This is a genomic window from Sorangiineae bacterium MSr11367 (assembly GCA_037157805.1).
Lineage (GTDB): Bacteria > Myxococcota_A > Polyangia > Polyangiales > Polyangiaceae > Pendulispora > Pendulispora rubella.
This window is the reverse complement of sequence record CP089983.1, coordinates 7,380,259-7,404,347: the sequence shown is the minus strand read 5'-3', so window position 1 is coordinate 7,404,347 and position 24,089 is coordinate 7,380,259. Positions and strand designations below refer to the sequence as shown.

17 protein-coding genes are annotated in these 24,089 nt (G+C 65.4%); 6 read left to right on the top strand and 11 right to left on the bottom strand.

Annotated features, from left to right (window positions below; all coding sequences use genetic code 11):
* Nucleotides 1-11 precede the first annotated feature (11 nt).
* On the bottom strand, nt 12-3,911 hold the full coding sequence (locus LVJ94_28635) for a protein kinase (GenBank protein WXB00876.1): 3,900 nt from the start codon (nt 3,909-3,911) through the stop codon (nt 12-14).
* Between the two features lie 2 nt (nt 3,912-3,913).
* Entirely contained in the window at nt 3,914-7,852 is a 3,939-nt protein-coding gene (locus LVJ94_28630; GenBank protein WXB00875.1) for a protein kinase, read from the bottom strand.
* A 428-nt stretch (nt 7,853-8,280) separates the two neighbouring features.
* On the opposite strand from LVJ94_28630, the gene LVJ94_28625 reads away from it, so the two are divergent.
* Both LVJ94_28625 and LVJ94_28620 read left to right on the top strand, forming a co-directional pair.
* Entirely contained in the window at nt 8,281-10,473 is a 2,193-nt protein-coding gene (locus tag LVJ94_28625; GenBank protein ID WXB00874.1) for an anthranilate synthase component I, read from the top strand.
* Between the two features lie 51 nt (nt 10,474-10,524).
* Nucleotides 10,525-12,540, top strand: coding sequence for a metallophosphoesterase (locus tag LVJ94_28620; protein ID WXB00873.1), 2,016 nt, complete (start codon nt 10,525-10,527; stop codon nt 12,538-12,540).
* Here the strand turns inward: LVJ94_28620 and LVJ94_28615 are convergent.
* From LVJ94_28615 to LVJ94_28590, 6 genes are all read right to left on the bottom strand, one after another.
* The gene (locus LVJ94_28615) at nt 12,519-13,457 is read right to left on the bottom strand and encodes a HupE/UreJ family protein (protein ID WXB00872.1); all 939 of its coding nucleotides are present in this window, start codon (nt 13,455-13,457) and stop codon (nt 12,519-12,521) included. The genes LVJ94_28620 and LVJ94_28615 overlap by 22 nt on opposite strands.
* Entirely contained in the window at nt 13,454-14,308 is an 855-nt protein-coding gene (locus LVJ94_28610) for a peptidyl-prolyl cis-trans isomerase (protein ID WXB00871.1), read from the bottom strand. Before LVJ94_28610 ends, LVJ94_28615 begins: the two co-directional genes overlap by 4 nt.
* Nucleotides 14,309-14,392: 84 nt before the next feature.
* Complete coding sequence (locus LVJ94_28605) at nt 14,393-15,142, bottom strand: fibronectin type III domain-containing protein (GenBank protein WXB00870.1); 750 nt, start codon at nt 15,140-15,142, stop codon at nt 14,393-14,395.
* A gap of 5 nt (nt 15,143-15,147) precedes the next feature.
* A complete protein-coding gene (locus LVJ94_28600; GenBank protein ID WXB00869.1) occupies nt 15,148-15,819 on the bottom strand; it encodes a hypothetical protein in 672 nt (223 codons plus the stop codon).
* Between the two features lie 104 nt (nt 15,820-15,923).
* A complete protein-coding gene (locus tag LVJ94_28595; GenBank protein ID WXB00868.1) occupies nt 15,924-16,151 on the bottom strand; it encodes a hypothetical protein in 228 nt (75 codons plus the stop codon).
* Nucleotides 16,152-16,240: 89 nt separating this feature from the next.
* Nucleotides 16,241-16,744, bottom strand: coding sequence for a MarR family transcriptional regulator (locus tag LVJ94_28590; GenBank protein ID WXB00867.1), 504 nt, complete (start codon nt 16,742-16,744; stop codon nt 16,241-16,243).
* A gap of 111 nt (nt 16,745-16,855) precedes the next feature.
* Between LVJ94_28590 and LVJ94_28585 the strand changes: the two genes are divergently transcribed.
* Together LVJ94_28585 and LVJ94_28580 are read left to right on the top strand one after the other, a co-directional pair.
* Nucleotides 16,856-17,935: an amidohydrolase gene (locus LVJ94_28585; GenBank protein WXB00866.1), complete on the top strand. Its 1,080-nt coding sequence runs from the start codon at nt 16,856-16,858 to the stop codon at nt 17,933-17,935.
* An 11-nt stretch (nt 17,936-17,946) separates the two neighbouring features.
* Nucleotides 17,947-19,341 carry an alpha/beta hydrolase gene (locus LVJ94_28580; GenBank protein WXB00865.1) on the top strand — a complete coding sequence of 465 codons (1,395 nt, stop codon included), beginning with the start codon at nt 17,947-17,949 and terminating at the stop codon, nt 19,339-19,341.
* Here the strand turns inward: LVJ94_28580 and LVJ94_28575 are convergent, their stop codons facing one another.
* From LVJ94_28575 to LVJ94_28565, 3 genes are all read right to left on the bottom strand, one after another.
* On the bottom strand, nt 19,342-20,310 hold the full coding sequence (locus tag LVJ94_28575) for a zinc-dependent alcohol dehydrogenase family protein (protein ID WXB00864.1): 969 nt from the start codon (nt 20,308-20,310) through the stop codon (nt 19,342-19,344).
* An 84-nt stretch (nt 20,311-20,394) separates the two neighbouring features.
* Nucleotides 20,395-21,693, bottom strand: a complete 1,299-nt coding sequence (locus LVJ94_28570) for an ATP-binding protein (protein WXB10758.1) — start codon at nt 21,691-21,693, stop codon at nt 20,395-20,397.
* Nucleotides 21,694-21,698: 5 nt separating this feature from the next.
* Nucleotides 21,699-22,373 carry a response regulator transcription factor gene (locus LVJ94_28565; protein ID WXB00863.1) on the bottom strand — a complete coding sequence of 225 codons (675 nt, stop codon included), beginning with the start codon at nt 22,371-22,373 and terminating at the stop codon, nt 21,699-21,701.
* A 136-nt stretch (nt 22,374-22,509) separates the two neighbouring features.
* Here LVJ94_28565 and LVJ94_28560 point away from each other — a divergent pair, with 136 nt between their 5' ends.
* On the top strand, nt 22,510-23,013 hold the full coding sequence (locus LVJ94_28560; GenBank protein WXB00862.1) for a hypothetical protein: 504 nt from the start codon (nt 22,510-22,512) through the stop codon (nt 23,011-23,013).
* Nucleotides 23,014-23,085: 72 nt separating this feature from the next.
* The gene (locus LVJ94_28555) at nt 23,086-23,913 is read left to right on the top strand and encodes a DUF3050 domain-containing protein (protein ID WXB00861.1); all 828 of its coding nucleotides are present in this window, start codon (nt 23,086-23,088) and stop codon (nt 23,911-23,913) included.
* The last annotated feature ends 176 nt before the right edge of the window (nt 23,914-24,089 follow it).

The window sequence follows — 24,089 nt, the reverse complement described above, 5'->3', positions numbered from 1 at the left end:
GTCAGGTCTCGTCAGTATCCCGTGAAACCAACGCGATCGGCAAACGACGCGAGGAGCGAAGCGGGCAGCAATCTTCGCGCTTCCTCGAGCACGCGCCGATTGGTCGGATCCCGCGAGAGAAAGCGATCGCGAAGGCGCGGATCGGGGATCCCTTCGGCGCGAAGGCGGATCTGCTCGAGGGCACCCTCCAGAACGTGTGCGGCAGCCGGGCTGCCTGCCGCAGCGTGCGCCTCGAACGCGGCAAGTCGAAGTCGCACCTCGAAGACACCACACCCGCCGACCGATTCGACCCACGCGAGCGTCGCGTCGGCGTGCGCGCAGGCCTCGGCAGGACGACCGGCCTGCCGCAGGACATTCGTCAGCACGGTGTCGGCGAACGGCCGGAACAGCGCGTATTCCGAGATCATGCCAATCGCGCGTCGAGCGAGTGGTTCCGCGGGCTCGAGCTCGCCGTACCGGAGGTGAATATCGGCCAAGATGGCGTGCCCAACTCCTTGCAGGCTGCGATCGCCCACACCTTCCAGGAGTTCACGAAGGATGCACCGCGCTTCGTCCATCGAGGCGGCATCCCCTTTGTCGACCAGGCTAATCGCAAGAAACGGCGTCGAGGCGGAGAGGAGATAGGGATCGCGCTTGCGGCGCGCCGTCTCCAAGGCGGCACGCAACTTCGGCTCGCCCGCGTCGATACTCCCGAGGTGTACGAGCGCACAACCTCGAAAGACCCTTGTGAGCGCGAGCAGGTGCAAATACTCGGATTGCTCGAGCACGGCCTCGGCGCGAGAGGCGGCCATCGAGGCGCCCCATGGATCCGGCTTGGACCACAAGGACTCGGTCAAGTGGGCCAACTCCCACCATACCCTTCCACGAGCCTCATCGAGGGAGCCGACCAAGTCATCCAGCCGCGCGAGATAAGGCGCAGTCTGCGCGCGCCGCCCCCCCCAAATCAGCTTCATGACCAAGTAGCACAGGGCGCGCATGCGCAGTGGGGCGGCCCCGGGATCGCACGAAGCGGTCAGCATTTTTCCCCCGAGCTCCAGGATTTCGCCCCAGCGAAGGAGGCCCGCCATCACCAGGACGAGTGTGCCCGCCGCGAGCCACCAGTGATCGCTCCCGGGGCGGAGCACCGACAGCGCTTCTTGAAGGGTCGAGTACGCGTTCGCGTGGTCGTAGCGAAAGAAGCTCACGCGTCCGCGCGTGGTCAGGAGTGCGGCGAGGGTGTTGCCTTTCGGCGCACATGCGATGCCTCGCTCGGCGAGTGTCCCAGCAATCACGAGCTCGTTGTGGTAATCGATCGCCTCGGTCGCTGCCCGCGCGTAGTACTCCGCCGCTCGCTCCTCGTCGCCGCCGAGGACCAAATGCTCTGCGAGAACGCCGGAATCGTGTTCCCCCTTTGATTCCAGAAACGCCGCAGCCGCGCGATGGCCCTGCAAGCGATCCGTGTCCGTCAGCGTGCTGTGGGCCGCCTCCCGTACGAGCACGTGCCGAAACGAATACTGCGCGTCTCCGAGAAAGCGGCTCGTGCCATTTCGCACGACGAGCTCCTGGTCGAGCAGCGCTTCGAGCCGCTGGTCGAGGGTCGCGACCGAGTCGCGCTCTCCGAGCAGCGCCATCAACCCGCCTCGCCAAAACGTCGCACCGTAAACGCTGGCCGCACGAAGCACGCGGCGCAGGTCGGGCTCGAGGCGTTGCAACCGTGCTTGCAACATCGCAATCACGGTATCCGGCATCGCATCCGACGCATTTTGGGCGACGAAGCGAATCAGCTCCTCCAAGAAGAGCGCGTTGCCTGCTGCCTGGTCGGCGATGCGCTCGACGACGTCGGATGCGACCTGTGTGCCGAGTACTTGCGTGACAAGCTCCGAGCTGGCCTTCTTCGTCAGTCCGCCGAGCCGCAGATCCTCGCGTTTGCGCTCGGCCCACAGCTTCGGATAAAGCGTCTCCACGTCGGGCCGGGCGAGAGCCATGACCATGATGGGGCGGTTGCTGCAATCGCGCAGCATGTCGTCGACGAGACGCACCGTGAGACCGTCGCCCCAATGCAGATCCTCGAGCACGATCAGCACCGGGTGCGCGCCTGATTCGGCGCGCACGAAGGCGGTAAAGGCCACACTCACCTGGTCGACCAGGTTGCCTAACGCCAGGCGCGCGCTCCGCAGTTTCGGGCTCGTCTCCGATGGAAAGGGGATTTTGCAAATCTCGCCCATGAATTCCGTGACGAATTGCACTTCGCTCTCGGGCACATGGCGCCGCACCCGCTCGCGGAGCCTGCTTTGCTGCGCCGAGATCTCCTCGCCATCGTGAAGGCCGATGAGCCTTTGCAAGGCATCCCAGAGCAGGCCATAGGGTGCTCCCGCGCGCGTCGGGTCGCTGCGTCCGAGCCATACCTCGACGCTCCTGGTCGCATCATGCTGCACTTGTCGAACGAACTCGCGGCGCAGGTGCGACTTGCCGATCCCGGGCGGTGCGATCACCAGGGAGAGGCGAGCAATCGAGTCCTCGCAGCACTCCGCGAGCAGCATCTGCAGCTGCGCGAGCTCCCGACGGCGTCCGACGCATGGTGTCGGTTTGCCGAGCAGAAGTCGGGGTTCCTCCGTGTCGACTTCCGCCGTCAAAATGCAGAGCCCCGATTCCGTTCGACTCATTCGAAAGCGTGCATCGAGCAGTTGTGCCGTCACGTCGTCGACCCAGATGCCCGGCGTCTGCGAAGTCTGCGAAGCGTGCACCAACTTGCCCGCGCGATCCATGACCTCGCCGCCCGGCAGACGCTCGCCGACGACACCGCGCCCCATCGTGAGCACGATGCGCTGCACGGGGGACTCTTCGAGAAGGAAGAGCGCACACCGCGCTGCCTGCACGGCTTGGTCGGTCGCGGTCATGCTTTCCGTCTGCGCGAGCGTCGCGATCATCGAGCCATCCGCGAGGTGCTCGACGCGCGCACCGAAGCGGCTGCGCAGCGTATCGGCAAGGGGCAAGCGAACCGCCACGGGCGTTGGCACGACGGCCAAGATGACGCTCACGAGCTGTTGCTCGTCGGACAGCGGGACGGTACGCGCCATGGCATGCTCGGGCGCGGGTTCGTCCGAAAGCACCGCGAGCTGGTTCAGTGCGTCGAGGAGCGCGTCCGCGTCCCTGGGACGATGCTGCGGATTCTTCTCGAGCATCCGTGCAAGCAGCGTCTCCAGGGGCTTTGGCATCGAGGGTCGCAACGCCCGCAACGCCGGGGCCTCGTGGAGCAAAATGCCCGCCATGATGACCGTGGGGTGGCTCCCATCGAAGAGCACACGCCCGGTCAGGCACCGGAACATCACGCATCCCAGCGAGAACACGTCGGCACTTGGGCCGATCGTCTCTCCGCGTGCCTGCTCGGGCGCCATGTAGATTGGAGTCCCGAGCGCCAGACCGGTCGACGTGAGCTCGGACGAGATCAGCCGCGCCACGCCGAAGTCGAGCAGCGACACACGATCCGGTCTGCCCTCCCGGAGGAAGATGTTTTCGGGCTTCAGATCGCGGTGCACGATTCCGCGGCGGTGCGCGACCGAAAGGGCATCGACGATGCCCCGGAACAAGGTCACCGTTTCGACGAGGGAAAGTCCATCCCGGTCCAGACGTTTGCCGAGGCTTTCCCCTTCGAGCCATTCCATAACGAGAAATGCGTCGCCTTGCGGTGTGATCCCGTGATCGATGTACGACACGATTCCGGGGTGCTGCAATTGGGCCAAGACAGACGCCTCGCGCGCGAATCTCTCGTGAACGTGGGGCACGTCCCCGAGCCGGCGAAGCACCTTGAGCGCCACCGGTGCGTTGCCACGCTTTTGGTCGCGCGCGCGGTAAACAATGGCCATCCCGCCCGTGCCCGCCACGGCTTCGAGCAGGAATCGCCCGGCGAAAATCGAGTTGAGCTCGAGATCCATCGCTACATCACCCTCCCTGTCGCAAAGTTCGGATGCGTTTCCGCCTCTTCGAGAACGCGCCGGTTCACAGCGTTCTTCGTGAGGTAGCGCATCCGGACATCCGCGTCCGAAATGTGCTCGGCGCGATCGCGTACCCGTTTCACGGCGCCCTCCAGAGCGCGCATGGCCGCGAGATTCTTTGCTGCCGCGTAGGCGTCGAAGGCCTCGAGCCAGAGGCGCACCTCCATGAAACCGCAACCCTCGTCCGCACACGCCTCGAGCGCAGCGTCGATGTGTTTGCACGCCTCGACCAGGCGATGGCTATGCTGCAGGACTTTCGTCAGAACCGCGTTGGCGTGCGCCCTGTAGATGACGAACGCCGTGATCATACCGACGCCGAGTCGAGCATGTTTTTCCGCAGATGCGAGGTCTCCGCGCAAGAGAAGGATCTCCGCGAGAACGGCGTTCGCCAGGCCGCGGTAGCTCTTTTCGCCGGGCTGGTCCAAGAACGCGCGAAGGAGCCGTTCGGCTTCGTCGACGGACGCGGCGTTCCCTTTCTCGAGGAGAACCATGGCCAGATAGGGCGTTGCATTGGAGATGAGCCACAGCTCCCGTGAGCGGCGCGCCTCGGCCAAGGCGGCCCGTAATTTTTGCTCGCCCGCATCGATGTTGCCCAGGTGAGCCAGCGAGATGCCGCGATAGATTTGCGCAAACGCCATGAGCCGGTGATGTCCTCCCGCCTCGAACAGCCCCTCGGCCTCCGCAGCCGCCATCGACGCGGTCCAGGGCTCCGGGCGCAGATACCAAGCGTATTCTGCACGGGCGAGCTTCCATAGCCCCTTGCCAAAGAGGCTCGTGATGGATGCGGCGTGTTCATCCATCTTCGCGAGGTGGCGTTCGGCCTGGGATCGCGCTCCGGCGCGCGCCGAGTACCCCACCGCAAGCCAGCCGGCCTCCAACCGCGCCACCGCGCTCTTCGACTCGCAAGGGGCGGCCCAAAGCTCCTCTCCCCAGCGCGACACCTCGTCCGGGTGAACGAGGACTCCCGCTCCGAGGAGCATCATCCCCGCGGCCATGTACCACGCCCGACTTCCGCGGCTCAGGAGAGGAAGAGCCCGAGCGAGGAGCGGAGGTGCCTCGTCCCACTCGCAATCCAGAGCGTGAGCTCGCCCGCGGACCGCGAGGGATATCCCCAGGAGCTCGCCCTCGGCTCCGCATGCGATGGCGCTTTCGGTCAGAGGAATGACGGCGCGGATATCTCCGTGATCGAAGGCATCGATTGCCGCCTTCGTGTAGCACTTCGAGGCCCGAGCCATCATGTCGCCGAGAGCGAAGTGCTCGGCGAGAACACGCGGATTGCGTTCGCCCATCGATTCGAGAAAGCGCGCAGCTGCGCGATGGCCGGCGACGCGATCGGCGTCGGTGAGCATGCTGTGCGCGGCCTCGCGTACCAGCTCATGGCGAAACGAGTACTGAATGTCGCCGAGGAAGCGGCCGCTCGAATCGAGCACGATGAGTTCCTGATCGACGAGGGCGCGAAGCCATCCGTCCATACTTCCGGGTGAGTCGTCTCCACCAAGAAGTGCGACGATGCCGCCGCGCCAGAACCTGCCTCCGAAGATACTTGCCGCCCGCAGCACGCGCCGCAGATCGGGGTCGAGGCGTTTGAGGCGCGCTTGCAGCATGGCGAGCACCGTGGCGGGCATGGCCGCAGCCCCGCCGCTGGCCACGAAGCGAATCAATTCTTCCAAGAAGAGAGCATTGCCCGCAGCCTGATCGACGATTCGCGGCACGGCCGCCGGCTCGACGTCTTCGCCGAGTACGGTGGCCACGAGCTGCGTGCTCGCCTTTTTCGTGAGGCCATCGAGGCGAAAGTCCTGACGTTTGCGCTCCGACCAGAGCTTTGGAAAGAGCTCGTCCACCTCGGGCCGAGCCAAGGCCAGAACCATGATGGGTTCGTCGCCGCAGTCGCGGAGCAGCATGTCGATCGCACGCACCGTGAGAACGTCACTCCATTGCAGATCTTCGAGGACCAGCACAACGGGGTGTGCATGGCTTTCGGCACGGAAGAACGTGATCAAGGCCTCGCTCACATGACTGAACATCGAGTGGGGCTGGCTCCGCGCATCCTGAAGGCGCGGACTGGCCTCCGATGGAAAGTGAATCCCACAAAGCTCACCGATGAATTCACTGGCGAATTGCACTTTGCCCGCGGGCACGTGACGGCCAACACGCTCGCGAAGTTTGTTTTGCTGCAGCGAAACGTCTTCACCGTCGCGCACGCCGATGAGCCTGCGGAATGCGTCCCACAAAATGCCGTACGGCGCCCCGGCGCGCGTCGGATCGCTGTGCCCGACCAAGGTCTCGACCTTCATGCGATCATCGGAATGGACTTGGCGCAGAAACTCGCGCCGCAACCTGGACTTGCCGATTCCGGCGGCGGCGGTGACCACGGCCAGCCGCGCCACCGGCTCTTCGCAACACTCCGAGAGCAGCATGCGTAGCAGGGCGAGCTCCCGATCGCGCCCCACGCAGGGTGTCGGTTTGCCGAGCAGGGGCCGTGCTTCGTCGGTGAGGATCTCCTCCTCCACGACACGGAAGCCAGAGGCGGCTCGCCCTGTTTGGAAGCGCGCATCGAGGAGCTGCGCCGTGACGTCGTCGATCCACACGCCGCTCGGCGCCGTTTCGATCCGCGCGACCGTTCGAAGGAACGTGCGCGCTCGGTCGAGGGCCTCCCCGCTTGGCATGTGCGCGCGCACGACCGCTCGCCCGGTGGTCACCGCAACCTGAAACGAGGACTCGATTTCGCGAACGAAGAGTGCGCACCGCGCGGCCTGCACGGCTTGCTCGGTCGCGGTCATCCGCTCGGTTTTGGCGAGAATGGCCGTCATCGTTCCGTCGAGGAGCAGGTCGACGCGGGCACCGAAACGCCCACGCACGGCGTCGGCAAGCGTTGCCCGGGGAGACGGCGATGTCAGCTCTTCGTCTCCCACCCTGAAGGGACGGCGGCGCGCGTTCGGATTGACGGACATGACGACGCTCACGAGCTGCTGCTCCTCGAGCAGCGGGCGCGACGCCGGTGCGGCGAGCGTGGTGGGAGGAGGCTCCGCACTCCCGAGGGCGTCGGGCACGTCCGGGATCGGCCCGAGCGCGAGGAGATCGCACAGGAGCGCGCATGCATCCTTCGGACGCTGCGTTGGATCCTTCGAGAGCATCCGTGCGAGCAGGTCCTCCACGTCTTTCGGCATCGCCGGTCGCAGCGTTCGCAGGCGCGGAGCTTCTCGACGCATGATGTTCGCCATGACGAGCGGCGTATTCTCTCCCGAGAAAGGTGATCTCCCGGTCAAGCACTCGAACATCACGGATCCCAGGGTGAACACGTCGGCGCTTGGACCGACATTGCGGTCGCCACGCGCTTGTTCCGGCGCCATGTACAATGGAGTGCCCACGGCCAGACCGTGTGCCGTGAGTTCGGACGACACCAGCCGCGCCACGCCGAAGTCGAGCAGCGATACCTGGTCCAAGTTGCCGCCGACCAGGAAGATGTTTCTCGGCTTGAGATCGCGGTGCACGATCCCATGTCGATGCGCCGCCGAGAGAGCATCCGCGATCTGCCGGAACAAATTCACGGTCTCCGGCAGCGAGAGATCTCGTCGGGCCAAGCGTTGGTCCAAGTCTTCACCTTCGAGCCACTCCATGACGAGGTAGGCCTCGCCGTGCGGCGTGGTTCCATGGTCGACGTACGAGACGATCCCCGGATGGTGCAGCTGCGCGAGGACGTTGGCCTCGCGCGTGAATCGCTCATGAAGATGGCGCTCGTACGCAGAAGAAGCGAGCACCTTGAGCGCTACCGTGGCTCCGTCGCGCTGCCGATCGCGCGCTCGGTACACCACACCCATGCCGCCGGTGCCCGCGAGCTCTTCGATGACGAACCGCCCTGCGAAGACGGGCTCGAGTTCCATTGGCTTTCTCCCGACTCAGGGCAGCTGCCGCCGTAAACCTCGACGGAGTATTCCCCGAAACCGATCGAATCTGCAAACGACCCCAAGACGGAAGCCGATGCGCAAGATGCATGTGGCCTGCATCGAGCTCCTCTACGAGAGGTTAGGCTCGGTGAAGCGGGAAGGGGCGATGCGTCATCGGAGACAAATCCCCGCGGGTTTGTGCCAGGCGGAGCGGTTTCGCAAAAATGTTACGGACGAAGCGAAAAAGTTTGCTATCCCAGGGACGTGAGCTCGTTGTCGAACCTTTCTCGCTGGTGGTGGACCGCTTAATCCGGGCGGCCCAGCAGCGCGTTGACATAGGCCGTCTCGGAATCGAGGCGGCCTTCGTTGTTTCAAGGGCACGCCAACCGACTCCGAGACCGGCATCCTTACGAGGAGCAGGTCTCATGTACCATGACGATTATCGAACCAAAGGCGGGATCACCGTTCACCGTGAACGGGAAGACATCTCGTACCCCAATGACATCCAGCTGCTCGCGGCCCGCCTCGACAAGCGCCGCGGCGTGCTCCTCTCCTCGAGCTTCGAGTTTCCCGGCCGCTACGCGCGATGGGATACGGGGTTTGCCGATCCGCCGCTGGTCGTCACCGCGCGCGGTCGCAGCTTCACCATCGAGGCCCTGAACGCCCGCGGCGCCGTGCTGCTGCCCACCATCGCGGTGGCCCTGTACGAGCTCGATGTCTTTACGACGCTGCACGCGAACCAGGAGCGCATCCAGGGCGAGGTCCACGCGCCCAGCAAGCCCTTCCCGGAGGAAATGCGCAGCCGCCAGCCCAGCATCTTCACCGTGCTGCGCACCCTGACCGAGCTCTTTCAATCGAACGAGGACCACCTACTCGGGCTCTACGGGGCTTTCGGCTACGATCTCGTTTTCCAGTTCGAGCCCATGCCTTTGCGCCTCACGCGCCCGGCCGAGCAGCGCGATCTCGTGTTGTACCTGCCCGACGAGGTCCTCGTGGTGGACCACATGCAGCGTTCGGCCTCGGTCGTGCGCTACGACTTCGTCGTGTCGGGCCGCTCCACCCTCGGCGTTGCGCGGCGCACGACCGATGCGCCGTACCACCGCGACCCCATGGGGCCCGTCCCGCCCGAGAGCGATCACGCGCCCGGCGAATACGCCGCCGGCGTCGAGCGCGCGCGCGAGGCCTTCGCGCGCGGCGACTTGTTCGAGGCCGTGCTCGCGCAGACCCTCACCGCCACCTGCGCCGAGGCACCGAGCGAGATTTTCCACCGGCTGCGGGCCAAGAACCCGGCGCCCTACGGCGCCATGATGAACCTCGGCGGCGGCGAGTTCCTCGTATGCGCGTCGCCCGAGATGTTCGTCCGCGTCGAAGGAAAGCGCATCGAAACGTGCCCCATCGCCGGCACCATCCAGCGTGGCGTCGACGCCCTCGAGGACGCCGACCGCATCCGCGAATTGCTCAACTCGAGCAAAGACGAAGCGGAGCTCACCATGTGCACCGACGTCGACCGAAACGACAAATCGCGCGTCTGCGAGGCCGGCAGCGTGCGGGTCATCGGGCGGCGGCAGATCGAGCAGTATTCGCGCTTGATCCACACCGTGGACCATGTCGAGGGCATGCTCCGTCCCGAGTTCGACGCCTTCGACGGCTTTTTGAGCCACGCCTGGGCGGTGACGGTGACCGGCGCGCCGAAGCGTTGGGCCATCCGCTTCATCGAGCAGGAAGAGAAGAGCCCGCGCCGTTGGTACGGAGGCGCCATCGGACGCGTCACGTTCGACGGCAACATGAACACCGGCTTGACCTTGCGCACGATCCGCATGAAAGACGGCATCGCCGAGGTGCGCGTGGGCGCCACCTTGCTGCACGACAGCGAGCCCGCCGCCGAGGAAGCCGAAACGCGCCTCAAGGCCTCCGCGATGTTCGCGGCCATCCGCGCCGACGGCATTCCCCGCTCCAGTGCACCCGTGCGCGCCGCAAGCGCCACCGGTGCCCACGTGTTGCTCATCGACCACGAAGACAGCTTCGTGCACACGCTTGCCAGCTACTTCCGCGTCGCGGGCGCCGAGGTCACCACCATGCGCCCGGAGCTTGCCCGCGAAGAGCTGCGCGCGGGCCGCGATCCCGATCTCGTGGTGCTTTCGCCGGGCCCGGGGCGCCCGAGCGACTTCGACATGAATGCGACCTTGGCGCTGGCCCTCGAACGGCGCCTGCCGATCTTCGGCGTTTGCCTGGGCTTACAAGGCATGGTCGAGCACTTCGGCGGCACCCTCGCCATGCTCAATTTGCCCATGCATGGCAAATGCTCCGACGTGCGCATCCTCGGCGGTCGCGTGCTCGCGGATTTGCCGAAGCACTTCGTCGTCGGTCGTTACCATTCGATCCATGCGAGCCGCATCCTCGTGCCGCCGGAGCTGGTGGTGACCGCCGAAACCTCCGATGGCGTGGTGATGGCCATCGAACACGCGACGCTGCCTTTGGCTGCGGTGCAATTTCACCCCGAATCGGTCATGACCTCACCCGATATTGGACATCGACTCATCGACCGCGCCATCAATGTGCTTTTGGCCGAGCGTCGTGCGTCGACCGATAGTTCGATGACAGCTTCCGTATCGCTTTAGGCAGAGGATTGTCACATCACGGTTGGGCACGCTCGGGTAGCGTGCCCGCCCATGGGGAAATACCGATTTGGCCAATGGGTCATTCTCTCGGCGTGTTCGCTGTCGCTCGTTGCGTGCAGCGCGGATGGCGATGAGGGGCCGGGGGCGGCCCCTTCGAACGACGACCACCGCGTCACCGACAAAGTACCGGCGACGCCGCCCGCGGTCCCGGCCGTGGCTTGCCCCACGGGCCGGGTAGCGATCGATGCGACGTCGCTCGCCTTCGACGGCGAGGGCGGATATGTGACCATGGGGAATGCGGCGAGCCTGGCGCTCGAGCAATTCACCCTCGAGGCATGGGTGCGCCGCGATGGATTCGGCATGCCGCACGCGGCAGGGGAGGGCGGGCCCGATCTCGTGCCGATTGCCGGGCGGGGCGGGGGAAACTACGTGCTCGGTTTCGCCGAGGACGGAGAGCTTGCGGCCGACCTCGAAAACGAAGAAGGCGTGCACCATACGGTGCGCGGAAAGAGCGATATTTCGCTGGGACAGTGGCATCACCTGGCAGCTTCGTACGACGGTACGACGTGGCGCCTCTTCGTCGACGGGCGGCTCGATGCCGAGCTGGTCGCGAAGACCACGCCGCGCACGTCGGGCCATCCGTCGTTCGCCGTTGGCAGCATGCTCGACGAGAGCGGAAAGCCGGCTGGCTTTCTGAAGGGCGCAGTCGACGAGGTCCGCCTCTGGAATCACGCCCGGAGCGCGTCGGAGATCGCGGACTCGATGTTCCGGCGGGCAACCCAGGGGACCGGGTTGGTGGGGCGCTGGGCTTTCGACGAAAAGGACAGCGGTGCTCCGGATAGCGTCGGCACGAGCCACGGTACGTTGAGCAAAGGAGCGGCGTTCGTGCGTGACGGCGCCATCTTGGATGTGGGGCTCCCGCCTGCGCTGCGCGGGAACCCGTCGGTGGACGGACGCAACGTAACGTTGGACGTCAAGGTGGACGATCCGGACAGCGCGGCCTTCAGCGCATCGTTTTACCTGCGCGAGGTGACCGCGGGCGAAGATTTCACCATCGTGGTCCTTCCCGATACGCAATATTATTCGCGGTATCCGGAATATTCGAAATACTACTACGACCAAACCAAGTGGATCATGGACAATGCGGCGGCGTACAACATCGTCGGCGTCATCCACAATGGCGACGTGGTCGACCAGGTGAACGTGGAAGCCCAGTGGGTGGTCGCCGACAAGGCGATGAAGACATTGGAGACGAAGTCTGCGCGTTTCCCCGAGGGAATGCCCTACGGCGTCGGCGCGGGCAATCACGATCAAGATCCGTTCGGCACCGCGGGCGGCACGGTGAAATACAATCAGTACTTCGGCACCAGCCGATTTCAGGGACGGTCCTATTTCGGTGGCACCTACTCGGCGAACAAGACGGACGAAAACTGGGTGACCTTCTCGGGCGGGGGATTGGACTTCGTGCTCGTCGATCTCCAATATAGCTCGAAAGCGCGCGAAGCCGCCGTGCTCAATTGGACGAAGAACGTCTTTGCCCAGCACCCGAACGCGTTCGGCATCGTCAACTCGCACCATATTTTGAATGCCGACGCGAGCTTTGGCGCAGCCGGGAAATCCATTTACGATGCCGTCAAGACCACCAGCAACGTGCAGCTGCTCACGTGCGGGCATATCAGCGCGGAGAGCAAACGCAGCGACCAGTTCGGTGGCCGGACGGTTCATTCGATGTTGGCGGATTACCAATCGCGGGCCAACGGCGGCGGTGGGTACCTGCGCATCTGGGAATTTTCCCCGGCGAATGGCGAACTGACCGTGCGCACGTATTCACCGACGGCGAAGAAGTTCGAGACCGATGCGAACAGCCAGTTCACGCTGAAGGTGGACCTCTCGGGCGCGGGGAATGCCGCGTTCAAGGCTGCGGCTACCGTCGATTTGGCGGATGCGTCCAGCGTGCGCGCCACCGTGGACGGGCTCGCACCGGGGAAGAATTACGAGTGGTACGCCACGGTGACGGACTGCGCGCACGTCGTCAGCAGCCCGGTTTATCGGTTTAGTACCAAATAAGCGCGATCGAAGAACCAATAGGCCCCGAAGGCACCGAGGACGAGTGACACCGCTCTCGTGGCCATCGCCTGGCGGACGTCGCTGAGGCGCGTTCGTGCGAGCCATGCGAGCACGAGCAGCGCGCCCACGATGGCGAGTTGGGCGAGCTCCACGCCGACGTTGAACGAGGCGAGGGCCACGCCAAAGGCGCCTCGGGGCAAGCTCAGCTCCCCGAGTGCGCCGGCGAAACCCAGTCCGTGCACGAGCCCGAAGCCAAAGGCGACCGCCCATGGGTAGCGGCGGGTGAACGTCGGTCCGTCGTGGGTCGACTCGTAGGCCACGAGCACCACGCTGGCCGCGATGGCCGCCTCCACCGGCGCGCGCGGGAGCTCCAAGATGCGCATCGCGGCGAGGGCCAAGGTGAACGAGTGCGCGACGGTGAAGGCGGTGATGGTCCCCAGGAGCCTGCGCCGGGCGCCCGTGATCAGAAAGAGGCCCACGACGAAGGCGACGTGATCGAGCCCGGTAAAGACGTGCTCCGCCCCAAGGCGGATCCATTGCGATGCGATCTCGGAGTGGGGCGCTTTGTCGAGGCGGACGCGCGGCTCGTCCGAGGTGACCACGGCGTCGAAGGCCTCGCCATCGAGGTAGCGCACGCTGACGACGATCTTCGTGCGCCGCGTGTGCAGGCCCTCGAAGGTGAGATCGCCGCGCAGACCCTCGCGCCCGCAGGCGAGGTGATCGCCCTCGCGGTTGCACTGCGGCGGGTAGCCAATGCGAATGTGGCCGCTGCCCAAGCTGTCGACGGGTTCGGTCCACGCGACGTCGAAGCGGCCCTCGCGCACCTCGACCAAGGTGAGCACTCCAGGGTTGAAGTCGTGCGCACGGGCCGGCGAGACCACCAGCAACGCGGCGAGGAGGAGCAGCCACTTCATCATGGCGTCCACCGCTTGCGCATCTCGGCGATGGCGCCCTCGCGTGCGGCGGCGCGCTTGGCCTCGCGGTAGTCGAGGAGCACGTCTTCGCGCACCTGCGCCAGCGCGGGGCGTTCGGCCGGCGTGCGGCGATCCACCCGAACCAGGTGAACGCCGAAGCGCGATTGCCGAAGCGACCAGGTGCCCTCTTTTTGTTCGGCGAGGCCCGCGGAAAAATCTGGCCCGAAGCTCTCGCCCAAGTCCGCGAGGCTGCGCCGACGGTAGCGCCGGCCTCCGGAAAATGTGTCGCCCATGCCCGCGGGATCCGTACCCGTTTCGAGCTGGCCGAGCAGCCCACGCGCGCGTGCCCGGACAGCGTCGTCGTTGCCCTGGACGAAGACGTGCGTGAAGTCCACCAGCTCCGAGGTGGCCCACTTGTTCGGGTGCGCGTCGAACCACGCAGCGAGCTCCGCGTCGCTCGGTGCGGGCGGTTCGAGGCGCTGGTCCAGGACGAAGGACATCTTCTCCACGACGCGCTGGCGGATGCGCGGATCGTCCTTCTCGAGGCCGCGCGCGAGACCCTCCCGATAGAGCACCTCTTCGTTCACCCAGCCCGCGACGAGCGTGTCCATTTCGGCCGGCGTGGGCGGGCGTCCGTGAACGCGCTGGTGCTCCTCCGAAAGCGTTTGCCTCAGTTCGTCGGTGACCACGATGCGTCCGCCCCCTGCACCCGTAACGGTGGTCTCGGGCGCGCACTCCGCGCTGGGCTTCTTCGGAGGCTCTTCGCGCCGTCGCACCCGATCGGCGCCGAACAGCACGGCCCCGGCGAGGAGGAACTGAACGACGGGTTCACGCAAGAGCCGGGGAAAATGCATCGGGAGGCCCATACGGGTGCCAGCAGCCGCCTTAGCACACCGTGAACACACCGTGCCATTCTCGTGACGCGCACGAGAAACCCGTCACCGGAGCGATGCCGTGGCCACGTTGGAGGGCAATCCCAGGAAATAAGCGCGCGCCCGGAACCGCATTTTCGTATTGGGCGGTAACTTCACCTTGCGAAAGGACGTCGCATTCGGCGGCAGCAAGGCGCAAATCTGGAATGCCGACGAATCGGCCGGCGCCATTTCGAGCAAATAGCCATCTTCGTCGCGGGCGCGGTCCTTCCACCGCAGGACGGCGGTGGTCGGCGACCCGAGCACAGCGGAAAGTTCGGCCGGCGCCGCCTCCGCCATCGCGTTGGCATCGCGGATCGACACGCCCGCAGCGTCGTTTCGTGAAGGCTCCGTGAGCGGGCCCTCTTCCTCGGGCGGACCCGCATCGACGGCCGCCCCCGTGGCGACGTCCACGGTCGGGGAAGCGGCCCCGAAAAAGGGACGAACGCGGTACGAGAAAGGTGTGTCCCGCGCGACGTCCTCGTGCACGAAGGTGTGCGCGTCGGCCCAGACGGCATCGATCATGGTGAACGTGTCGTTCGCATCCGTGCGAAACTCGACGAAGTAGCCGCCCGGCGCGCTGGCATGGTTCTCCCATCGAAGAAGCATGTTCCCGCCCGAGGGCGACGGTGAAAGCGCCTCGGGCGCGGCAAACGCGTCACGCGGCTTCTCCTGCTTCTCTTGCGTTTCGTGCTTCTCCTGCAGTGGCTCCGGTGGCCTGGAGCACGCGGCCGCTGCCAGCAGCGCGAGCCACCCCGCGACGGACGCGTATCGCATGAGGTTCACCGCGTGAACGTCTGCACGGCGCGCCATGTGACGGTCACCGCCCCGGTGCGCAGGGTGCCGTAGACGCCGTACTTCCAATAATTGGTGACTTCCTCCGCCTCGGAGAAGCGCGCTTTGCGCGATCCATTCACGTAGAATTCAACGTAGTCATCTTGCTTGTGGATGACATTGACGCGTTGCTCTTTGCCATACACGCCCGTGGCGAGCACTCCGCCCCCGCCGACCGTTCGCAACGTACCGCCGGAGTCGGAATACCCGCGCATCATCGTGAGCGTCGCGCCGCTGGTGCTTCCAAAGATTTGAAACAGCGACTCATCGTTCAGCGGTGAGGAGAAGGTGACATAACCCTGAAATTGCCGCTCCCCGCTGCTGTATTCGTTGTAGAGGCGTATTTCCGAGCGGTTGGACCGATTGTCCAAGATGCGGAATATCTCTGCATTGCCCGATGCGCGGTAATCGGCGCATATCGGATTACAGACCGACTTGTACGAGGTCCAATTGAAGGTTTGCAGGCCGTCTTCGTCGTCGAGATGAATCTTCTTGGTGTACGTGGCCGATTTCCACCCCGAGCCAATCTGCGCCTGGGCCGTGCCGGCAACCGTCGCAACGAACGATACGGAAAGGATGCTGCAAGCCAATCCCGCTCGGATCCATCGATTCGTGCACATGATTCCTCCCCAGGCCTCCCCCTTTCTGGGGCGCCCGTTCCCGTGGGTGACACCGGTGACAGTAGGTTCGGGAGGATAGCGCTCGAATCGAGATTGTCACGCCACTACTTCACCCAGAGATCCCAGTGATCGGGGACTTCACGGCAGAAGTATCGGTACCACTCGCCTGCCCGGCGTCCTGCCACGGCTGCATCGTGGCACTCGTCGTAGGTCGGATAGGACGCGTAATACGTACCACCATCAGCATTGGCATTGGGGGCCAACGAAATACCGGCCAAGGTCACACCAATGGCCAACAGTCCAAGCTTGCGAATGCCTGATGCACGCTTCATTCAACCCTCCTCGTGGTGTTCCGGATCGCGGGACACGGATCGCGGACGGTGGGCACCTTGGCGTGCAACGCATGTATGCGTCAATCCTGCTACGGAGCTACGGCTTTGCGCGCCACGCGGCGTTTGGCCATGCCGCGAACGCGCTCCGCGTGCGACTCCAACAGGCGCGTCGAGCCCTCGAGGAAGTGAACGATGGTCTGGAGGTCTTCCTTCGAAACGTGCTCGAGCCGCCCGTTCGATTCCACGGCGAGAGGGCCCCAGATGGTGGCGGCGATGCGCAACGTCTTCTTGGTCAACTCGACGATGATGCTTCGCCGGTCCGCCTCCGCCGCAGTGCGGCGCACGTAGCCGGCTTTCTCGAGTCGATCGAGGGACGTGGTCATCGCGCCCCGACTGAGGCCTGTCGCCTCGGCCAGGGCGCTCGCGCTCATGGGCCCTGAGTAGGCGAGCACGCTGCAGGCGCGAAAGTCGGTGCGGTTGATGCGCAGAACCGAGGCTGCCGCCTCGTCCATGGTGTCCGAAGCGGCCTGCATCCGCTGCACGGCGACGGCAACCTGAGCCCGAAGTTCGCTGGAAATTTTGTGGTTAGACATTCTGATAGTTCGAAAATCAAAATATTTTTTGAACGGACGGGCCCCTTCCGGGAGCCCAGGAGTATGAAGAACGATACATCAAGGCTTGGGCGGCGCGGCATGCTGCGCGCCATGATGGCAGGGGCAACCATGGCGGCGGCCGGAACGGCGCTGGGATCTACGGTGGGCTGCAACGACGATGACGTGGATCCCAACCCGCCGCCGCCCGAACCGACCAAGGGGAAACGCATCGACACGCACCACCACGCGCTGCCGCCCGAGATGAAGCAATGGATGAAGGACAATCACAAATTGCCTCCCCAGGCCACCGAACCCTGGATGACGTGGGACGAGGCCGCCGCCCTCGGTGTGATGGACCGACTGGGCATCCAGGCCGGGGTGACCTCCATGCCGGCGCCGAGTGAAATCTTTTTCGACGCCAACGCCGCCGATCACGGCCTTGCCATGGCGCGCGAGGGGGTTCGGATTCTAAACGACTCGCTGGCGAGTATGGCGCGGCGGCATCCCACGCGGTGGGGCTTCTTTGCCTATTTGCCGCTGGCCCATGTCGATTTCGCGCTGGAGGAGCTCGCGCGTGCGGCGGATCTCGGGGCCGATGGCTTTCAATTGATGAACCATTTCGGACATCGGTATCTAGGTGATCCGACCTTCGAGCCCATCTTCGCGGCGCTGAACGCGCGGCGTGCGGTGGTGATGACCCATCCCGATGCCTTGCCGGGAGATAGCAAAATATCGCCGGACATCGAGGTTTCGCTGGCCGACTTCATGCTCGACACCACGCGCGGTGCGCTTGGAATGATGGTATCCGGCACGTTGGATCGTCATCCGGATCTTTCCATCATTCTTCCGCACGGTGGCGGTTTCTTGCCATACATCGTAGACCGCACGTCGCACGGATACCGCATCGGGGAGGGAATCGATCCGGAAAAGGTGCGCACGTATTTGCGCCGCTTCTATTTCGATACGGCCGGGCCGATGTCCTCCCATATGACGCCCACCTTGCTCGCCAGTGCGGATCCGAGCCACATCCTCTTTGGGACGGATTACCATCAGGTCGTCGAGGAGGTCGTGCAGGACGATCTCGCGCGCTTCTTGGCGGATCCAGGGCTCGATGCCGCGGCGCGTGCGGCCATCGAGCAACGAAACGCGCTGCGCCTTTTTCCGAACCTCGCGCGCAAAATCGGAGTGTAATATGTGGCACCATGCGGCTTTATCGCTTCGTGGTGCAATGGATCGCTTTGGTCTCTTTTGGCTGCACGGGGGCCTCGGCGACTTCCGGACCGCCGGCAACGCCGATGGCGCCGCAGGATGGCGGGAAACATCCAGGGGTGCTTTTCCAGCAGCGGCCTTCTCAGGTCGAGACCGAGGCCTTGGCCAAGTTGGGAATCGTCTCGAAGACGCTCGATGAGGGGGACGCGGCCTCGAAGGGGCTCGACAAGCTGGCTTCGCAGCCCAACGTCGACGCGGATCGCCTGGCCTACGTGGGCGATCGCCATGGTGCCGCCGTGCTGGCACGGGTCAAGGCGGCGGTGTTCGTGGCGCCCCAATTCGGAAATGAGGACGAGCGCTTTCTCAAGGAGAGCCATATTCCCATTTTCGAACAATTCGGCGCACATGATTCGGCGGCGAGTGAAGACGTTTTCGACAAGACGCCCGATCCGAAGGTGCGGCGCGTGTACGAGTCGCTGACCATCGACGTGGCCCTCCGCGATCGAAGGGAATTCCTCCAATTGGTCTTTTCGCCGCCGGAGCAAGCCAAGATTCCCGGCTTCTACATGACGAGGCTGCCGGTGGCGTATCCGTTGCCGCCGGCGTCGTCCTTCCAGCGCTTGCCCGAGCGCACGTACCGCACGGTGGCGGGGCAGGATTTCAAGCTCGATGTGTACCGCCCCGCGCAAAGCACGGCGCCGCGGCCCGCCGTCGTGTTCGTGCATGGTCAGATGCACCCGGCGCTCGTACGCGAGGCAAAAAACTGGCGCGGCTACCAAGAGATGGCCGAGATCCTCGCGGCGAAAGGCTATGTGGCGGTGATGCCCAACCTCGGGGCAAGCGCCACCGGCTTCGGACCGAACAAGCTTTTCAGCGAGGTCGTGCCCGTGGCCGACAACCTCGAGGAGGCGGTGCGCTACGTGCGCGCCCATGCGCCGGAGCTCGGCGTGGACCCTGCGCGCATGGCACTTTGGGTAGCCTCGGCCGGCGGCGCGTATGGCCTGGGCAGCGCACTCGGGAACCTCGAGCCCTTCACGCGCGCCGTGGTGGCGTACTATCCGCTGGTCACGGAGTCATCGCTCACGGGAACGGAGCCACCGCTGCCAGCGGCGGCGATCGACCGGCTTTCGGCCATGCGGCAGCTTCGCCGGCCTCGTCGCGATGGAGCGAAAATGCCGCCCGTGCTGCTGGTGCGCGCGGGTTACGACTGGGACGTGCTCAATCGCGGCATCGACGACTTTGCAAAGCTTGCCGCAGACACGAAGGCGCCCGTCACCGTGGTGCGCCACGATCATGCGCACCACGCATTCGAAGTCCTCGATGCAACGGACGAGACGCGCGCGGTGCTCGAGCGCACCTTTGCGTTTCTGGATGCGAATCTGCGGTGATTATCCCTGCAGCTGCAGCAGCACCTTGCCCCCGCGTTCGGCGTGGGCCACCGCTTCCTTGATGGCGGACAGCGGGTAAACTCCGGCGATGGGGACTTGGATCTGGCCCGCGATGATCAACTCCGCACCCTCCCGCATGGCCGCCGGCAGCTTGGCCGCGAACTCGGGCGCACCCTGCCAGAAACCGCGCACGGTGATGCGGCGGAAGATCAGATCGCGGCCATCGAGTGCCGCGGGCTCGCGACTCAGTTGCGAATACAGCACCGCCGTGCCGCCCGGGCCGAGCAGGCGTATCAGCGATTGCGTGGACGGGCCGGCAATGGCATCGAGCCCGAGCCGAGGCGATGCTGCTCCAATTGCGCCTTTGACGTACGCCGGCGCGTCGGGACCGTCCACGAGAACGACGTCGCCACCGGCGGCCTGGAGCTCGGGCACCAGTTCCGGACGGCGAACCAGGTTGATGGTGTGCAAACCACGCTTCTTGGCAAATGCGATCACCGAGCGGCCCACGCCCGAGTTGGCGGCATTCTGAACGACCCAATCGCCCGGCTTCAAATCGACGTATTCGCTCAGAAGAAGTGCTGCAGTCGGCGGGTTGATCCCGGCCATGGCCAATTGTCGCGCGTCCCCACCGACCGGCAGTGCAAACAGACGATCGGCTGGATAGAGCGCGCGTTCCGCCCACGTGAGGCCGTGAAGCGGCGCCAGCACACGATCTCCGGCTTTGACGTGGGTCACGCCCCGGCCGACGGCCATCACACGCCCGACACCCTCGTTGCCAATGACGCTCGGCAAGGTGAGGGGGACCGGATAGATGCCGCGTGCCACCAAGAGATCGCTGAAGTCGAGCGGCGCAAAGAGCATGGCGACCAAGACTTCGCCCGGTCCGGGCGGCGGCGGCTCGGGGACTTCGGTGAATTTCAACGTGTCGATGGGGTTGCCAAATGCGGTGAGAAGAACAGCTCGCATGGTCTTGGCCTTTCGCTTCGATGACACCCATCATGTTTGGGAACGGGCTCGGAACCGTGAAGGCCGGACGTGCTTATTTCGAGATCAGGTCGCCGGAAGGGACACCGCGACGCGCGCCCCGCCCAGGGGACTCTTGGCGATGCGCACCGCGCCCCCGTGAAGTTCGACGATGCGGCGAACCATGGCGAGCCCGAGGCCCGCGCCGCCGCCATCGCGGCTGCGTCCCTCCTCGAGGCGCGTGAAGCGCTCGAAGACGCGTGTGCGGTGTGCGCGCGGGATGCCCTCTCCGTCGTCGTCCACGGTGAGGCGGATGGCATCGCCGTCGGTGGCGGTGGCCACTTCCACACGGCCTTTGGCATGGCGCACGGCATTTTCGATGAGGTTGCGCGCAACGCACGCGAGCTGCTGCCGGTCCCCCGTGAGGCGCGCGGCCTGAACGCCGTGCACCTGCACCGGCAGCCGCCAGGTGCGTGTGGCCTGCTCCAGCACGAGGTCGTCGAGATCGACCTCGTCGCGCGCCACCGCATTCGATTCGTCGAGTCGTGCGAGCAGCAGCAGATCGGCGACGAGCTTCTCCATGCGGGCGTCTTCCGCGAGCACATCGTGCGCGATGGCGGGCCAGCGCGCGGGATCGGGGTGGGCGAGGGCGACTTCCAGCTGCGTGCGGATGCTCGCCACGGGGCTGCGCAGCTCGTGCGAGGCATCCGAGACGAACTCGCGTTGCCTCTGCGCCGCGCGCTCGAGCCGGTCGAGCATCGAGTTCATCGTCCGGGCGAGCTCCGCGATCTCGTCGCCGGAGGAGGAGACGTGCAGGCGCTCGTGCAGCGTGCTGCCCGTGATGGATGCGACCCGCCGGGTCATCACGCGCACGGGCGAAAGGGCTCGGCCGGTCACCCACCACGCCCCGAGTGCGATGGCCACGACCAGCGCGGGGATGGCCGCCCAGAGCACGTGCTTCAAGGCATCGACGCTGTTTCGAACGTCGTCGAGCGGGCTCGTGGCCACGAGCATCAAGCGCCCTTCGCGCGGCGAGATCGTGGCCAGTTGCGTGGTGGACGTGTCATTCTCGGGCAGTCTGCGCTGCGCAATGAAGTACCGAGGACCGACGCCCAGCACGCGCGCGGGCGCCGAGTCGGTTGCCGGCGTGCGAACCTCGAACTGCGTGATCGGCGGGCCGGGCGGAAGCTGCAGGGCATCGAGCGGCACGCCGTGCTCCACCTGCGCGCGCAACGCTTCGAGGTGCACGGTCTGCCGTTGTTCGACGGTGCGCAACACGGTTTGCTCGACGGCGCGCACCAGGAGCCATGCCCCGAGCACCAGCGCGAGCCCGAACAGGGCGGTGACCGCAAACGTCACCCGCACGCGCACGCTGGCCGCCGGCATCGCCTTCACGGGTCGGCCACCATGCGGTAGCCGACCCCGCGCACCGTTTGCAGCGTGCGCCGGCCGAACGGCTCATCGACCTTGCGCCGCACGTAGCGCACGTACACCTCGACGAGGTTGGGATCGCCACCGAACTCCTCGCCCCACACGTCGGCCAGCAGTTGCTGCTTCGTGATGACGTGGCCGCCGCGCCGCATGAGCGCCTCCACCAGCGCGAACTCGCGCGGGGTGAGCGTGATGGGATCGTTGCCGCGGCGAACCTCGCGCGTGGCCGGATCGAGCGTCAGGTCTCCGACGGAGAGCTTGGCCGGGCGGGCCACGGAGCCGCGGCGGATGAGCGCCCGCAAGCGTGCCACCAGGACGACGTAGGAGAACGGCTTCGAGAGAAAATCGTCCGCGCCGGTGTCGAGGGCCTCGGCCTCGTCGTACTCTCCGTCTTTGGCGGTGAGCATGAGGATGGGCGTCCAGATCTGCTCCGCGCGGAGCGCTTCACAAATTTCGTATCCGTTTTTCTCGGGCAAGAGAAGGTCCAGCACGATGGCGGCGTACGAGCCATCGCGCGCGCGTTCGAGGCCGTCGGCACCATCGCGCGCGACCTCGACGGAGAAGCCCTCGGCGCGAAGGCCGGTGGCCAGCGCATCGGCCAGCCGCGTTTCGTCTTCGACGATGAGGATTCGCATGGTGGAACGTCCATCTTGCCAGTGTCGACCTGAAAGCTCGCTGAGAGCCCGAGATCCAGGCTGAGAACAGTCTCAGGGGCGCTCAGCTTCCCGTAAGGTTCGACGAAGTACGGTCCCAGGCAAAGGAGACCAACCCATGCAACTTCGTATCGTTTCGTTTGCCGCATTTGCCACTTTGGCAGGCCTCGCCGGTTGTTCGAATGGCTCCGGTGGCTCCAATGACCCATCGGGGGAATCGAACGCCTCGACCACACAGACCCTCACCACGGTGGATGCTACGGCGGGGGATGCCGCAGCCTGGGATCAGATCCACGCGAAAATGGTGAAGCATGCACAGTGCATGCGTGCCCACGGCGCCACCGATTGGCCCGATCCTCCGGAGGCAAAGGGCGATGGCGGCCGTCGCATGATCGTGGCCCGACGCATCGACGATGGTGGCTTCATGCAGGCGATGCCCGGGCAGCCGATCGACAGCGTCGAGGCCATGCCACGCATCCCCGGCGACGCCGGTCACGGGCCGCGTTTGTTCATTCATCATCGGGCCGGCGAGGATGGCGGCCCCGTGCAGGCCGCGCTCGACGCGTGCGCCAGCGAGCTTCCGGGGGAACTCATGGTGACGACCGAGCCTGCGGCGCGATAATCACCGTGCGGTGGCGCTCGCCTCGGGGGAATGCGCTTGCCCCGCGCCGGGCGCCCATCTATACGCTCCGGCGTGGCCGAGCCGGATGACGCGTACGATACCCTGATTGCAGCCTTGTCGGAGGAGCGGCGCGCATTGCTATCGCATCCGATTTACGAAGCCGTGCGCGATCGCACCGCCCTGCAGCGCTTCATGGAGGCGCACGTCTTCGCGGTGTGGGACTTCATGGCGCTTCTCAAGTCGCTGCAGCGGCGCCTCACGTGCGTCGAGGTTGCGTGGGCACCCCCGCGGTCGCGCGTCGCTGCGAGGCTCGTCAACGAGATCGTGCTCGGCGAGGAGAGTGACACGCTCGATGGCGGGCGCACGATGAGTCACTTCGAGCTGTACGTCGAGGCCATGCGCGAAGTGGGGGCGCGCACGGCCGCCGTCGAAAGCTACATCCAAGAGATCGTGAAGGGTACGCCGCCCGTGCAGGCGCTGGACCGCGTCGCCATTTCGTCCACGGTTCGTTCCTTCGTCGAAGGGACATTGACCCTCGCGTTGACCGGCGAGGTAGAGGAAGTGGCCGCGTCCTTCTTGCTCGGCCGCGAGGACCTCGTCCCCGCGATGTTCCGACGCCTCGTCCCCTCCGTGCTGGAGACACACGAAGCCCAGTCGCTGCGCCTCTATTTGGCACGCCACATCGAATTGGACGAGCAGGAACACGGCCCGATGGCGCGTCGCCTGCTGTGCGATCTGTGCGGCACGGACGCGAGTCGCTGGCGCCGCGCGGAATCCGCCGCGCGAAACGCGCTCGTCGCACGCCGCCGCCTGTGGGACGGCGTTCTCCATGCCGTGCAGGTGCTGCGTCATCCGCCGAGCACCCGCCGCATGGCGACGGCCGAACCTGTGACTCGCTGACAACGCGCGCGCAGACGAAGAAATCGAGCAACTTCTCGGGGCCATTGCCGACGCACGGGAATTGTGTGACCACTCCGCAATTCCCGTTGACCCTCTTCTGGGCGCGTGAGACAGAAGCGAACGCGCGACCTGCGCCTTATCTTCCCCGTCGCTTATTTCTCCGGTGGTCCGTTGAT

Excerpts from the sequence above, each read along its gene's own strand:
- LVJ94_28635 (WXB00876.1), bottom strand. The coding sequence starts at position 3,911 with ATGGATCTCGAGCTCAACTCGATTTTCGCCGGGCGATTCCTGCTCGAA.
- LVJ94_28630 (WXB00875.1), bottom strand. The coding sequence starts at position 7,852 with ATGGAACTCGAGCCCGTCTTCGCAGGGCGGTTCGTCATCGAAGAGCTC.
- LVJ94_28625 (WXB00874.1), top strand. The coding sequence starts at position 8,281 with ATGTACCATGACGATTATCGAACCAAAGGCGGGATCACCGTTCACCGT.
- LVJ94_28620 (WXB00873.1), top strand. The coding sequence starts at position 10,525 with ATGGGGAAATACCGATTTGGCCAATGGGTCATTCTCTCGGCGTGTTCG.
- LVJ94_28615 (WXB00872.1), bottom strand. The coding sequence starts at position 13,457 with ATGATGAAGTGGCTGCTCCTCCTCGCCGCGTTGCTGGTGGTCTCGCCG.
- LVJ94_28610 (WXB00871.1), bottom strand. The coding sequence starts at position 14,308 with ATGCATTTTCCCCGGCTCTTGCGTGAACCCGTCGTTCAGTTCCTCCTC.
- LVJ94_28605 (WXB00870.1), bottom strand. The coding sequence starts at position 15,142 with ATGCGATACGCGTCCGTCGCGGGGTGGCTCGCGCTGCTGGCAGCGGCC.
- LVJ94_28600 (WXB00869.1), bottom strand. The coding sequence starts at position 15,819 with ATGTGCACGAATCGATGGATCCGAGCGGGATTGGCTTGCAGCATCCTT.
- LVJ94_28595 (WXB00868.1), bottom strand. The coding sequence starts at position 16,151 with ATGAAGCGTGCATCAGGCATTCGCAAGCTTGGACTGTTGGCCATTGGT.
- LVJ94_28590 (WXB00867.1), bottom strand. The coding sequence starts at position 16,744 with ATGTCTAACCACAAAATTTCCAGCGAACTTCGGGCTCAGGTTGCCGTC.
- LVJ94_28585 (WXB00866.1), top strand. The coding sequence starts at position 16,856 with ATGATGGCAGGGGCAACCATGGCGGCGGCCGGAACGGCGCTGGGATCT.
- LVJ94_28580 (WXB00865.1), top strand. The coding sequence starts at position 17,947 with ATGCGGCTTTATCGCTTCGTGGTGCAATGGATCGCTTTGGTCTCTTTT.
- LVJ94_28575 (WXB00864.1), bottom strand. The coding sequence starts at position 20,310 with ATGCGAGCTGTTCTTCTCACCGCATTTGGCAACCCCATCGACACGTTG.
- LVJ94_28570 (WXB10758.1), bottom strand. The coding sequence starts at position 21,693 with ATGCCGGCGGCCAGCGTGCGCGTGCGGGTGACGTTTGCGGTCACCGCC.
- LVJ94_28565 (WXB00863.1), bottom strand. The coding sequence starts at position 22,373 with ATGCGAATCCTCATCGTCGAAGACGAAACGCGGCTGGCCGATGCGCTG.
- LVJ94_28560 (WXB00862.1), top strand. The coding sequence starts at position 22,510 with ATGCAACTTCGTATCGTTTCGTTTGCCGCATTTGCCACTTTGGCAGGC.